Annotated in this window: 12 protein-coding genes; 11 read left to right on the forward strand and 1 reads right to left on the reverse strand. The window is 65.4% G+C overall.

What is annotated here, in order from left to right:
- Positions 1–12: 12 nt before the first annotated feature.
- From V6F88_RS27485 to V6F88_RS27510, 6 genes are read left to right on the forward strand one after another with little or no spacing between them, the layout of a single operon-like run.
- The gene (locus V6F88_RS27485; protein WP_104143288.1) at positions 13–1,116 is read left to right on the forward strand and encodes a polyamine ABC transporter substrate-binding protein; all 1,104 of its coding nucleotides are present in this window, start codon (positions 13–15) and stop codon (positions 1,114–1,116) included.
- A 3-nt stretch (positions 1,117–1,119) separates the two neighbouring features.
- On the forward strand, positions 1,120–2,247 hold the full coding sequence (locus tag V6F88_RS27490; RefSeq protein ID WP_332613472.1) for an ABC transporter ATP-binding protein: 1,128 nt from the start codon (positions 1,120–1,122) through the stop codon (positions 2,245–2,247).
- Positions 2,244–3,164 carry an ABC transporter permease subunit gene (locus V6F88_RS27495; RefSeq protein ID WP_332613473.1) on the forward strand — a complete coding sequence of 307 codons (921 nt, stop codon included), beginning with the start codon at positions 2,244–2,246 and terminating at the stop codon, positions 3,162–3,164. Before V6F88_RS27490 ends, V6F88_RS27495 begins: the two co-directional genes overlap by 4 nt.
- Entirely contained in the window at positions 3,161–3,970 is an 810-nt protein-coding gene (locus V6F88_RS27500) for an ABC transporter permease subunit (protein WP_332613474.1), read from the forward strand. The genes V6F88_RS27495 and V6F88_RS27500 overlap by 4 nt, the downstream gene beginning before the upstream one ends.
- On the forward strand, positions 3,967–4,323 hold the full coding sequence (locus V6F88_RS27505; RefSeq protein WP_332613475.1) for a Spx/MgsR family RNA polymerase-binding regulatory protein: 357 nt from the start codon (positions 3,967–3,969) through the stop codon (positions 4,321–4,323). The genes V6F88_RS27500 and V6F88_RS27505 overlap by 4 nt, the downstream gene beginning before the upstream one ends.
- Before the next feature lie 16 nt (positions 4,324–4,339).
- On the forward strand, positions 4,340–5,095 hold the full coding sequence (locus tag V6F88_RS27510; RefSeq protein WP_332613476.1) for a DNA-3-methyladenine glycosylase: 756 nt from the start codon (positions 4,340–4,342) through the stop codon (positions 5,093–5,095).
- Here V6F88_RS27510 and V6F88_RS27515 read toward each other — a convergent pair.
- Complete coding sequence (locus tag V6F88_RS27515) at positions 5,092–5,820, reverse strand: PhoP regulatory network YrbL family protein (protein WP_332613477.1); 729 nt, start codon at positions 5,818–5,820, stop codon at positions 5,092–5,094. The two genes, V6F88_RS27510 and V6F88_RS27515, sit on opposite strands and share 4 nt — an antisense overlap.
- Before the next feature lie 143 nt (positions 5,821–5,963).
- On the opposite strand from V6F88_RS27515, the gene rmuC reads away from it, so the two are divergent.
- The 5 genes from rmuC to phoU all read left to right on the forward strand — a co-directional run bounded on the left by rmuC (position 5,964) and on the right by phoU (position 12,471).
- Positions 5,964–7,400, forward strand: coding sequence for a DNA recombination protein RmuC (gene rmuC / locus V6F88_RS27520; RefSeq protein WP_442880413.1), 1,437 nt, complete (start codon positions 5,964–5,966; stop codon positions 7,398–7,400).
- 215 nt (positions 7,401–7,615) lie between these two features.
- Positions 7,616–9,145, forward strand: a complete 1,530-nt coding sequence (locus V6F88_RS27525; protein ID WP_332613479.1) for an amidase — start codon at positions 7,616–7,618, stop codon at positions 9,143–9,145.
- Between the two features lie 20 nt (positions 9,146–9,165).
- A complete protein-coding gene (locus V6F88_RS27530) occupies positions 9,166–10,872 on the forward strand; it encodes an isovaleryl-CoA dehydrogenase (protein ID WP_332613480.1) in 1,707 nt (568 codons plus the stop codon).
- A 39-nt stretch (positions 10,873–10,911) separates the two neighbouring features.
- On the forward strand, positions 10,912–11,598 hold the full coding sequence (gene rpiA / locus V6F88_RS27535; protein ID WP_332613481.1) for a ribose-5-phosphate isomerase RpiA: 687 nt from the start codon (positions 10,912–10,914) through the stop codon (positions 11,596–11,598).
- A gap of 150 nt (positions 11,599–11,748) precedes the next feature.
- Positions 11,749–12,471 carry a phosphate signaling complex protein PhoU gene (gene phoU / locus V6F88_RS27540; protein WP_332613482.1) on the forward strand — a complete coding sequence of 241 codons (723 nt, stop codon included), beginning with the start codon at positions 11,749–11,751 and terminating at the stop codon, positions 12,469–12,471.
- Positions 12,472–12,591: the final 120 nt, after the last annotated feature.

The following is a 12,591-nucleotide window of genomic DNA, read 5'->3' on the forward strand; positions in this document are numbered from 1 at the left end:
AGGGGGCACGCAATGGAACTAAGGGCGGGAATGCGCTGGGCGCTTGGGGCGGTGTTGGTCGCGGCATCGGCATCGTCGGCGGTCGCGCAGAACAAGGTCGTCAACGTCTACAACTGGGCCGAATACACGGCGCCGGACACGATTCCGGGTTTCGAAAAAGAAACCGGCATCAAGGTCCGCTATGACGTCTACGACAGCAACGACACGCTGCAAGCCAAGCTGCTGGCCGGCAAGTCCGGCTACGACGTCGTTGTACCGTCCACCCATTACGCCTCGCGCCAGATCGAGGCCGGGCTGTTCCAGAAGCTGGACAAGTCCAAGATCCCCAACTGGAAATACCTGGACCCCGAAGTGATGGCATTGGTCGCCTCCGTCGATCCCGGCAACCAGTACGCCATTCCGTGGGGCTACGGCACCAATGGCCTGGGCTACAACGTCACCAAGGTCAAGCAGATCATGGGCGACAACGTCGACCTGGCCAACTGGGACATGATCTTCAAGCCCGAGAACGCCGCCAAGCTGAAAGAGTGCGGCATCTCGATGCTGGACGAAGCCGCGCAGGTATTCCCCGCCGTGCTCAAGTACCTGGGCAAAGACCCCAACAGCACCAACGCGGATGACTACAAGGCCGCGCTGGACGTGCTCAAGCAGATCCGCCCTTACATCCGCCAGTTCAGTTCGTCGGGCTATATCGACGAACTTGCCGTGGGCGACCTGTGCATGGTCTACGGGTTTTCGGGCGACGTGATGATTTCCCGCAAACGCGCGCAAGAAGCCAAGAAGTCGTATGAAGTGAACTACTTCATCCCGAAGGGCGGCGCGCCCGCGTGGTTCGACCTGATGGTCATCCCCAAGGATGCGCCGCATCCCGAGGAAGCCCTGGCATTCATCAACTACATCGAAACGCCGAAGGTGCACGCCGCCATCACCAACACCATGTTCTACCCCAACGCCAATAAAGAGGCGCGGCAGTACGTGGTGAAAGACGTGGCGGACAACCCCATGATCTATCCGCCGGCCGAGGTCTCCAAGACCTTGTATGTGATCAAGGCGCTGCCCTTGAACATTCAACGCCTGCAAAACCGGATGTGGTCCGAGCTGAAGTCTGGAAGATAAGTCATGAGCGATAGCCGTTACTCGGCGCCGCATACGGTGGACCCGGACGAATTCGTCCGGGTGTCCGATGTGGTCAAGATTTTTGGCGATGTGGTCGCCGTGCGTTCCGTCAACCTGTCCGTCAAGCGCAACGAGATCTTCGCGCTGCTGGGAAGCTCCGGCAGCGGCAAGTCCACCTTGCTGCGCATGCTGGCCGGTTTCGAGGACGCCACCTCGGGTCAGATCCTGCTGGACGGCGAGGACATCACCAGCGTGCCGCCGTACCGCCGGCCCGTGAACATGATGTTCCAGTCGTACGCGCTGTTCCCGCACATGACGGTCGAGGCCAACGTGGCCTTCGGCTTGAAGCAGGAAGGCGTGGACCGCGCCGAAATCCACGACCGCGTCTTCGAAGCGCTGGACCTGGTCCAGATGGCCGGCTATTCGCGCCGCAAGCCGCACCAGTTGTCGGGCGGCCAGCAGCAGCGCGTGGCGCTGGCGCGCAGCCTGGTCAAGCGCCCCAAGCTGTTGCTGCTGGACGAACCGATGTCTGCGCTGGACAAGCAGATCCGCCAGAAGACGCAGATCGAACTGGTGAAGATCCTTGAACAGGTGGGCGTGACCTGCATCATGGTTACGCACGACCAGGAAGAAGCCATGACCATGGCCCACCGCCTGGCCGTCATGACCGAAGGCCAGATCGTCCAGTGCGGCACGCCGCAGGACGTCTACGCCTTTCCGAATTCGCGTTTCGTGGCCAGCTTCATCGGTTCGACCAATATGTTCACCGGCACCATCGTGGTGGACGAACCCGACCACGTCGCCATCGAATGCGCGGAACTGACGCGGCCCCTGTTCGTGAACCACGGCGTCAGCGAACCGCTGGGCATGGAAGTGCACGTGTCCATCCGGCCCGAGCGCCTGCTGGTGTCGCGCGACCAACCCGAAGGCGAATACAACTGGGCCCACGGCATGGTCAGCCACATGGCCTGGATGGGCAGCTATGCCCTGTATCAGATCCGTCTGGATTCGGGCAAGACGGTTGAGGCCAGCGTCCCCAGCCTGCTGCTGGCCCAAATGGACGCGCCGGGCATCGACGAAGAAATCTTCGTCAGCTGGGGCGCCGACAGCGCGACGGTGCTGGCGTCATGATTCGTTTTTCGCCCCGCGACTGGTTGCCGTCCGGCCGGGCGCTGGCGGTGGTGCCGCCGTTTGCCTGGCTGGTGCTGTTCCTGCTGCTGCCCTTCCTGCTGGTATTGAAGATCAGCTTTGCCGAAGTCAAATTCGGCATTCCGCCGTATACGTCGCTGGCCGAATTTCAGGACGAGGCCGTGCAGTTCAGCCTGCACCTGCGCGGCTACATCCTGTTGTTCACCGACAGCCTGTATTTCAAGACCTACCTCAGCTCGGTGAAGATCGCCGGCATCACCACGCTTATCTGCGTGCTGATCGGCTACCCCATCGCCTACTACATCGCGCGCTCTTCGCCTCGGGTGCGCAACCTGCTGCTGCTAGGCGTGATTCTGCCGTTCTGGACGTCGCTGCTGCTGCGCGTGTATGCGTGGGTCGGCATCCTGCGCAACGACGGGCTCTTGAACAACCTGCTGCAAAGCCTGGGCATTATTTCCAGCCCGCTGGAAATCTATCGCACCGACGTGGCCGTGTATATCGGCATGGTCTACGCGTATCTGCCGTTCTTCATCCTGCCGCTGTACGCCACGCTGGTGAAAATGGACTTGCGCCTGCTGGAAGCCGCCTACGACCTGGGCGCCAAGCCGTGGCAGGCGTTCTGGCAAATCACCGTGCCGCTGTCGCGCCAGGGTGTCATCGCGGGCGCCATGCTGGTGTTCATCCCGGCGGTGGGGGAATACGTCATTCCTGAAATGCTGGGTGGCGCCAATACGCTGATGATGGGCCGCGTCATGTGGAACGAATTCTTCAATAACGCCGATTGGCCGATGGCGTCCGCCGTCACCTGCGTGATGGTGCTGCTCTTGCTCGTGCCGCTTGTCGTCTTCCAGTACAACCAGGTCAAGCAGCAGGAACAAGCCAACGGAGGCCGCAAATGAAGGGCCCCAACAAGACATTGCGCGCCGTGGTGCTGGGGCTGGGATATTTCTTCCTGTATGTGCCCATCATCAGCCTGATGGTGTTCTCGTTCAACGAGTCGCCCACCGTGACGTCGTGGGCGGGCTTTTCCTTGCGCTGGTATCACGCGCTGGCCAACGACGATGCGCTGCTGCGCGCGGCGTGGCTGTCGTTTCGCATCGCCGCGATGACGGCCACCGCCGCCGTCATCATCGGCACGTGGGCGGGGTACGTGCTGGGTCGCATGGGGCGGTTTCGCGGGTTTGCGCTGTACGTGGGCATGTTGAGCGCGCCGCTGGTCATACCCGAAGTCGTGCTGGGCATTTCGCTGCTGTTGATGTTCGTGGAACTGCGCGGCAGCCTGGGCTGGCCGTCGGAAAACGGGGTGTTCACGATCTGGGTCGGGCACGTGACGCTGTGCATGGCGTTCGTGGCCGTGGTCATTCAGACCCGTATCCGCGATCTGGACCGCTCGCTGGAAGAGGCCGCGCTGGATCTTGGCGCCACCCCCATCACCGTGTTTTTCAAGATTACGTTGCCGCTGATCGCACCGGCGCTGGCGTCGGCCTGGCTGCTGTCTTTCACGCTGTCGCTGGATGATGTCGTGCTGGCCTCGTTCCTGTCCGGCCCCAGCTCCAGCACGCTGCCGATGGAAGTGTTTTCGCGGGTGCGGCTGGGGCTCAAGCCCGAGATCAACGCGCTGGCCACCTTGTTCATTCTGGCCGTGGGCACGTGCGTGATCCTGGCCAACCGCCTGCAATGGCGCAAGGAGTCTGAATCCAAATGAAGCAAACCACCCTGTATGGCTTGACCAAGTGCAGCACCTGCGTCAAGGCGCGCGACTGGCTGTCCGAACATGGCGTTGACCACGCCTTTGTGGATTACCGGGACGAACCGGTTGATGCGGCCACGCTGAAATCGTGGTCCGAGCAGGTCGGCGGCTGGGAAAAGCTGGTCAACCGCTCGTCCATGACGTGGCGCAACCTGCCGGAAGACCGCAAGTCGGCCCATACCGACAAGCAATGGAGCGACCTGATTGCCGAATACCCGGCGTTGGTGCGCCGCCCCGTCACCGTGACGCCCGACGGCGAAGTCACCGTGGGCTTCAGCGAAAAGCGCTACGGCGAACGCTTCGCCTGACGCCACGCGGGTTGCGATGACGGCTGCAAAGTCCGCTTCCCCCAATCAGGCATCGCGCGGCGCCGGCGAGGCGCTGCCCGATGCTTTTTTTGACCGCGATGCCTGCACCCTGGCTCGCGACCTGCTGGGCAAGGTCATCCGCCACCGGGTGGACGGGATGTGGCTGTCGGTGCGCATCATCGAAACCGAGGCGTACTACCTGGAAGAGAAGGGCAGCCACGCGTCACTGGGCTACACCCACAAACGCCGCGCGCTGTTCATGGACGGCGGCGTCATCTACATGTATTACGCGCGGGGCGGCGATTCGCTGAACTTCAGCGCTGCCGGTCCCGGCAACGCCGTGCTGATCAAGTCCGCTTACCCCTGGACGGACGCACTATCCGGCCCGGATGCGCTGGCCCGGATGCAGGCGCTGAATCCCGATGCGCAAGGCTTGCCGCGCCCGCCATCGCGCTTGTGCGCGGGGCAGACCCTGCTGTGCCGGTCGTTGGGGCTGAAGGTGCCGCAGTGGGATGCGCGCCGTTTCGATCCTGATGCGCTGTACGTGCAGGATGTGGGCGATTCGCCCGACGCGCTGATCTGCACCACGCGCCTGGGCATTCCGCCCGGGCGCGACGAGCATCTGCATTACCGTTTCGTAGACCCGGCGTACGCCGCGTTCTGCACGCGCAATCCGCTGCGGCGCGGCCAGCGCGCGGGCCATGACTATGTGTGGGTGGACCGCCAGGGCGTCGTGCTGCCCGAAGCGCCGGGATTGCCCGGAGCGCGCTAGGCGCTTGGCGTGCCCGAGGCCGCCCGGGCTTTGTTCGCGGCGTCGATGCGCGCCTGCAAGGACTTGCGCATTCTTCCGTACTTGCGGGCGATGCGCTTGCGGTTAAGGCTTTTGCTCCACGCGTACACCGGCACCAGCGGCAACACGCCGAAGCCGTCCACCAGATACATGCCCGGTTTGCCATCGGCGTTCAGGCCACAGGCGATATTGCTGGCCGATATGTCGTGCAGCACGACGTGCGCGTCCGCCAGGTCGTCGAAGAATTCGTCCAGTTGTTCGAAGAACTTGGCGTCCACGCGGCCTTGCTTGGCCAGGTCCGCCACGGTGGGGGCCATGTTGCCCTCGGCGTCCGTGATCTTCTCGACGACCAGCCCGAGGCCCAGGGAGGTCTGCGCCACGCCCAGGATGCGCGCCATCGGCACCTGCCACACGCCCGATGGGCGCGTGGTGGTGGTGACGTATTCGGCGATCTCGTTCAGGTAGACGCGGTAGGCGCTTTCCCGCTGGTACTGCTTGTACCAACGCTTGAACGGCCGCGCTTCCAGGTAGACCGCGCGGGCCTGCATATCCATGACCTTGACCAGCAAGGCGGGAACGTTCGGGTGCTGGAAAATGTGACGATCGCCGCCGGTGATCAGCGGCTTTTGCGTATTCAGGTCCAGGGGGCCGAATACCGATTGAAAGCTTGAGCCGGACTGGGCGGAGAAGGGGTTGGCGGAATTCAAATTGGCTCGAACGCTGTGTTCAGGGTTCGGGAAGTTTAATCCCGTTGGGGCGGCGGCGTCGGGCGGCATGCGACATCGCTTGTCGTTTGGTTACAACGCGACGATGATGCGGCCTACAATTTGCGCCTTTGGAGATGCCTGTTTTGAATGACATTCTGCTTTGGGTCGCCGCGGGCGGCGCGGTGCTGGCTTGTGTGGCGGCCGTGTTGGCGTGGCTGCGGCCGTCGGCCGACCATGCGCGCCTGGATGCGCTGCTGGAGGGCCTGGAACGAACCGAGCGCGCGTTGCGCGCGGATATCGCGGAGGGCCAGCGCGGCCTGCGCAGCGAGTTTTCGGATTCGACCCGCGCGTTGCGGGTGGAACTGGGGCAGCAGCAGGGCGAACTGCGCGCCGGTCTGGCGCGCGACGCGCAAGCCGCGCGGGCCGAATCGGCCGAGTCGCTGGCCCGTTTCGCGGCCGGCTTCGGCGAGCAGTTGCAAGGGCTGATCCAGATCAACGAGCGCCGCCTGATGGAAGTGCGCGCCACCGTCGACCAGCGCCTGCAATCCCTGCAAACCGACAACAGCGCCAAGCTGGACGAGATGCGTCGCACCGTGGACGAAAAGCTGCACGCCACGCTGGAGCAGCGCCTGGGCGAATCGTTCAAGCTCGTGTCCGACCGCCTGGAAGCCGTGCACAAGGGGCTGGGCGAAATGCAGGCTTTGGCCGCGGGCGTGGGCGATCTGAAACGCGTGCTGACCAACGTGAAGTCGCGCGGCACCTGGGGCGAAGTGCAGTTGGCGCGGTTGATCGAAGACAACATGACGCCTGACCAATACGCCAGCAACATCAAGCCGGTACCGGGCAGCGATGCGGTGGTGGAATTCGCCATCCGCCTGCCGGGTCGCGGTGACGGCGGCACGCCCGTCTGGTTGCCGATCGACGCCAAATTCCCCAAGGAAGAATACGAACGCCTGATGGATGCGCAGGACGCGGCCGACGCGGAAGGCGTGAAGGCCGCGGGGGCCGCGTTGGGCCGCGCCGTCGAACTGCAAGCGCGACTGATCGCCGGTAAATACGTGTCGCCGCCGCACACGACCGACTTCGCCATCATGTTCCTGCCCACGGAAAGCCTGTACGCCGAGGTGCTGCGCCGCCCCGGCTTGCTGGACAAACTGCACGACCTGCGCATCAACGTGGCCGGTCCCAGCAACCTGGCCGCGCTTTTGAACAGCTTGCAGATGGGCTTTCGGACCTTGGCGATCGAGCAGCGGTCGTCCGAGGTGTGGCAGGTGCTGCGCGCCGTCAAAACGGAATTCGGCAAGTTCGGCGACGCGCTGGCCAGCGTGAAGAAGACGCTGGACACGGCCAGCAACAAGATCGGCCAGACCGAAGTACGCACCCGCGCCATGCTGAAAAACCTGCGGAACGTCGAAGCGTTGCCTGAAGCAGATGCGTTGCGCTTGTTGGCGGAAGGCGCGGACGTGGCCGACAACCGGGAAGGCGGCGACGGCGCAGACTTCGACGGCGGCGACGGCACGGGGGATGCCGCTCAACGGCCATCTTCCGGGGCGGCGTCGGGGGCAACTCCCGAGGCGTAGCGGGCGCCGCCTCCACCGGCTCCTCGGGCACATCTTCGGGCACATCGTCCGGCGCATCGTCCGGCGCGTTTTCGGGCGCCTCTTCCGGCGCCCGCCAGCCGCAGCCGGCGGACATGGCGCCGGCCCGCTCGCGGGGCCGGCTTGTTGCTGACGCGGACTGTCGATATCCTGGCATGTGCGGCATTTCGCCGTCGAACCCCTGGAGCATCGCAAGCATGAGCACCGCTGACCGCCATGATTCCTCATCCCTCGACGCGACGGCGCTGGGCGCCGATATCGCCCAGGGGGTCACTACCGCGTTTGCTGCGATGCAGCAGGCCGTGGAGCGGGTAGCGACGCGCAATCCCTCCATCAACGCCGCGTGCGGCGTCCAGGCCGACACCGGCTTGCGGCTGGCCCAGGCGCTGGACGACGAACTGGCCGCCTTGTCCCCCGAACAACGGCTGGCGCAGCTGAATACCCGGCCCTTCCTGGGCGTGCCGACCTTGCTCAAGGATCTGGGCACGGCGGCGCTAGGCCTGCCCAGCGCCATGGGGTCGGTGCTGTACGGGCAGGTGCAATGGGACGTGGACGCCGAAATCGTCAAGCGTTACCGCCGCGCCGGGCTGATTCCATTCGGGCGTACCACCAGCGCCGAATTGGGCCTGAGCCCCACCACCGAATCCCCCGTCTACGGGCCTCCCACCCAAAACCCCTGGAAGGCCGGCCATAGCGCGGGCGGGTCCAGCGGCGGCGCGGGCGCGGCGCTGGCCAGCGGCATGGTTCGCATTGCGCACGGCAGCGACGGCGGCGGGTCCATCCGCATCCCCGCCTCTTGCTGCGGCGTGCTGGGCTTGAAGCCGTCTCGGGGGTTAATGCCCCTGGGACCGTTGAAGGGCGAAGGCTGGGGCGGCCTGGCCACCGAACACATGATGACGATTTCGGTGCGCGATTGCGCCGCGTCGCTGGACATCAGCGCGGGGGCCGACGTGGGCGCGCCCTACGCCGCGCCGGCGCTGGCCACGCCCTCGTACCGAGCCGTCGTGGCCCGCGTTGCCGCCGACCCGCACAACGCGCCGCGCCGCCGCATCGCTTTCATCAACACCACCTATGAAGGCGGGGCCATCCACCCCGAGGTTGCCGCCACCGTTGACGAAGCCGCGCGCTTTTTTGCGTCGCTGGGGCATGAGCTGATCCCGGCGCTGCCGCCCGTGGGCTCGGAAGAGGTGCTGTCGCCCATGCTGCCGCTTATCGCCAGCGCCGCCGCCAACGCCATCGACGGCTTCGTGGCCGCGCGCGGGCGCCGGCTGGCCGCCGACGAATTGCAACCCACCACCTTGGGCGCGCGGGAATACGCCCGGGCCATTTCGGGCGCGCAGTACGTGGCATGCGTGGACACCTGCCACGAAATCACCCGCCGCATCGGCCGCTTCCTGCATCGCGATGGCGCCCAGGGGCATGACCTTTTCCTGAGCCCGGTGTTGGCGCAGCCGCCGGCGCCGCTGGGCCGTTACGCCATGGACAACGCCGACTACCTGGCCTACCGTCTGGGCAAGAAGGGCGTGATCGGCTATTCGCCGTTCGCGCCCTTGGCCAACCTGACCGGCATGCCCGCCATCTCGATTCCGTTCGGCATGTCCTCCGACGGCCTGCCCATCGGCATCCAGGTAATGGGCGCGTTGGGCAGCGAAGCGTTGCTGCTGGAATTGGCAGCGCAGGTTGAAGCCTTGCGGCCGTGGGCACAGGTGGCGCCGATGGCCAGATAGTCTTTCATTCAGGAGCCGCCATGTCTTCCTTTGCCACGCGGGTTACGTCCGCCCCGTCTGCCGCGTCCGCCACATTTGCCACGCACACCGTGCAGAACCAGGTTCCCGTACTGGAAGACTATTCGTTGTACGACACCGACCCCGCCTTGCAGGAGGCGGTGCGGCGCGAAGGCGCAGAGGCCTGGCACGGTGACCTGGCCGCGCACGGGGCGTGGCTGGGGCGCGCGCAAACGCTGGAGGCGGGGCACGAAGCCAACCGCTGCCCGCCCCGGCTGATTGCGTATGACCGTGGCGGACATCGCATTGATCACGTGGAATTTCACCCGGCCTGGAATCTGCTCATGAGCGGCATCCTGGCGCGCGGCTTGCACAGCCGCGCCTGGGCGCAACCGACGCCCGGCGCACAGGTGGCGCGCGCCGCCGCCTATCTGATGCAAGGGCAGGTCGAGGCCGGCACGCTATGCCCCACCACGATGACGTTTGCCGCCGTGCCGCTGCTGCAACGCGAGCCCGCCGGCGCGGTGGACTTTGCCGGGCAATGGATGCCCGCGCTGTATTCGCGCGATTTCGATCCGGCGGATGCGCCCCTGGCCGTCAAGCGCAGCGCGTTGATCGGCATGGGCCTGACCGAAAAGCAGGGGGGTTCCGACCTGCGCGCCGTCACCACCCGAGCGGCGCCCCTGGGCACACCGGGTCGGGGCAACGCGTATCAGCTGGTGGGCCACAAGTGGTTTTTTTCGGTGCCGCAGGCGGATGCCCACCTGGTGTTGGCACAGACGGACGAAGGGCTCAGCTGCTTTTTCGTGCCCCGCTGGATACCGGACGGGCCGCGCAACGCCATTCGGGTACGCCGCTTGAAAGACAAGCTGGGCAATCGCAGCAACGCCAGCGCTGAAGTTGAATTTGAAAATGCCTGGGGCGTCATGGTGGGCGAACCCGGGCGCGGGCTGGCGGTGCTGCTGGAAATGGCGGCCACCACGCGGCTGGACTGTGTGCTGGGCAGCGCGGCGCTGCTGCGCCAGGCCGTGGTGCAGTCGCTGCATCATGCGCAATATCGGCATGCCTTCGGCAAACCGCTGATTGCGCAGCCGCTGATGCGCAACGTGCTGGCCGACCTGGCCCTGGAAAGCGAGGCGGCGATGGTGTTGGCGTTGCGGCTGGCCCGCGCCGTGGACGAACGCGCCGACGCGCAGGCCCGCGCGTTGGTCCGTGTGGGCACGCCCGCCGCCAAGCTGTGGGTGTGCAAGCGCGCCATCAACGCCATCTCGGAATGCATGGAAGTGTGGGGCGGCAACGGCTATGTGGAAGAAGGGCCGATGCCGCGCCTGTACCGCGAGGCGCCCGTCAATTCCATATGGGAAGGCTCGGGCAATGTCATGGCGCTGGATGTGCTGCGCGCCTTGCAACGCGAGCCCGATGCCATGCCGGCTTTGGAACGCGAAATCGCGCCGGCGGCCGGCCATGCGGGCTTTGGGCGCGCACTGTCTGCTTGGCGCGCGCTGCTGGCCGACCCGGCGCGGGCCGAATTCCAGGCGCGCCGCATCGCCTGCGGCCTGGCGCGGTTGTGGCAGGCCGCAATGCTGATCCAGCATGCACCCTCGGCCGTTGCCGAGGCGTTCGTGGCCAGCCGGCTGCAAGCAGGCGGCGGGGTGTTCGGCGAACTGGGGCCGGACACCGATACGGCGGCGATCCTTGCGCGTGCGTGGCCGCCCGCCGCCGCATGCTAAATTTCCTGGCTTGAACAACCTTCCCGCATTCTTCCCGCCATGCTCTCCCAGCAAGAACTCAAGCAACAAGCCGCCGACGCCGCCCTGCAATTCGTTGAACAGGTCGCGGGCCCGGACGTCATCATCGGCGTGGGCACGGGCTCGACGGCCGATCTGTTCATCGACGGCCTGGCGCGTTTCAAGGGCCGCATCGGCGGCACCGTCGCCAGCTCTGAGCGCAGCGCGGCACGCCTGGCCGGCCACGGCCTGAAGGTGCTGGACCTGAACGATGTGTCGACCATGCCCATCTACGTGGACGGCGCCGACGAAATCGACGCGGACCTGTCCATGATCAAGGGCGGCGGCGGCGCGCTGACGCGCGAGAAGATCGTGGCCTCGGTGGCCGAACGTTTTATCTGCATCGCCGACGAATCCAAGCTGGTCCAGACGCTGGGCAAGTTTCCGCTGCCGCTGGAAGTAATTCCGATGGCACGCGAATCCGTGGCGCGCGCCCTGACGGCCCTGGGTGGCCAGCCGCGCCTGCGCGAGGGATTCGTCACCGACAACGGCAACATCATCCTGGATGTGTCGGGCCTGGCCATCTCGGATGCGCGCGCGTTCGAGGCGCGTGTCAACAACCTGCCCGGCGTGGTCACGTGCGGCCTGTTCGCGCTGGCCGGCGCCGACGTGGCGCTGCTGGCCACGCAATCGGGCATCCGCCGCCTGGACCGCCAGCCTGCGCATTGATCTTGCCGCTCCGCCCGGCCTTGCCGGCGGCGGGGCCCCGATTCATAATCCTGTCACACTTGGGTCATAACCTTGCCGGTTGTGCAGGCCCATCTCGTAACTCTTCTAATTCGGGGCAATGCAATGAGATCAACCACGCAGGGAGCCCGGATGACGGAGCATACAAACAAGCAGTTCGACGCCGATCTGGAAAGCGTCCGTTCGCAGTTCTTGCAAATGGGCGGCTTGGTGGAAGCCATGATCCAGGAAGCGATCGACGCGCTGGCCACCGGCGACCTGTCGCTGGTGGAAAAAGTCCGTGAGCGGGAAAAGGAAGTCAACCGCCACGAAGTCGAGATCGACGAGAGCATCAGCCGCATCCTTGCCCGGCACCAGCCGACCGCGATCGACCTGCGCATGCTGATGGCCGTGTCCAAGATGCTGACCGACATGGAACGCTCGGGCGACGAGGCCGAGAAAGTCGCCACCGTGGCGCGCCGCATCCACGAGGCCGAACTGCGCCACATTCCCGTGATCGAACTGCGCCACATGGCCGCCGCCGTGCGCACCATGCTGCATCAGGCGCTGGACGCGTTTGCCCGCCTTGACCCGATCCAGGCCGCCGCCGTCGTGCGCAGCGACAAGGAAGTGGACAAGGAATGGAAGGGCGCGCTGCGTCACCTCATTACCTACATGATCGAAGACCCGCGCACCATCTCGCGCGCCATCGACATGATCTTCATTGCGCGTGCGCTGGAGCGCATCGGCGACCACGCCAAGAACATGTGCGAACGCGTGATCTACATGGTTAAGGGCGCCGACGTGCGTCACACGGGCGTGAAGAACACCGAACGCCTGGCGCGCGGTGAGGAAGAGTCGAAAGACGACGCGTAAACGCGAAACACGACCGCAGGCGGCGACGCAGGCGAACAAACGGAAAACCCGACGCATCGCGCCGGGTTTTTTTTTGGGGCCTACGCCGCCGCGTATCGCAGCGCACCGCAGCGCACCGCA

The organism is Achromobacter sp. ESBL13, from assembly GCF_036668755.1.
Lineage (GTDB): Bacteria > Pseudomonadota > Gammaproteobacteria > Burkholderiales > Burkholderiaceae_B > Achromobacter.

What these genes read in the sequence shown, in the direction of transcription:
- V6F88_RS27485 (WP_104143288.1), top strand. Translation starts at nt 13, where the DNA reads ATGGAACTAAGGGCGGGAATGCGCTGGGCGCTTGGGGCGGTGTTGGTC.
- V6F88_RS27490 (WP_332613472.1), top strand. Translation starts at nt 1,120, where the DNA reads ATGAGCGATAGCCGTTACTCGGCGCCGCATACGGTGGACCCGGACGAA.
- V6F88_RS27495 (WP_332613473.1), top strand. Translation starts at nt 2,244, where the DNA reads ATGATTCGTTTTTCGCCCCGCGACTGGTTGCCGTCCGGCCGGGCGCTG.
- V6F88_RS27500 (WP_332613474.1), top strand. Translation starts at nt 3,161, where the DNA reads ATGAAGGGCCCCAACAAGACATTGCGCGCCGTGGTGCTGGGGCTGGGA.
- V6F88_RS27505 (WP_332613475.1), top strand. Translation starts at nt 3,967, where the DNA reads ATGAAGCAAACCACCCTGTATGGCTTGACCAAGTGCAGCACCTGCGTC.
- V6F88_RS27510 (WP_332613476.1), top strand. Translation starts at nt 4,340, where the DNA reads ATGACGGCTGCAAAGTCCGCTTCCCCCAATCAGGCATCGCGCGGCGCC.
- V6F88_RS27525 (WP_332613479.1), top strand. Translation starts at nt 7,616, where the DNA reads ATGAGCACCGCTGACCGCCATGATTCCTCATCCCTCGACGCGACGGCG.
- V6F88_RS27530 (WP_332613480.1), top strand. Translation starts at nt 9,166, where the DNA reads ATGTCTTCCTTTGCCACGCGGGTTACGTCCGCCCCGTCTGCCGCGTCC.
- rpiA (WP_332613481.1), top strand. Translation starts at nt 10,912, where the DNA reads ATGCTCTCCCAGCAAGAACTCAAGCAACAAGCCGCCGACGCCGCCCTG.
- phoU (WP_332613482.1), top strand. Translation starts at nt 11,749, where the DNA reads ATGACGGAGCATACAAACAAGCAGTTCGACGCCGATCTGGAAAGCGTC.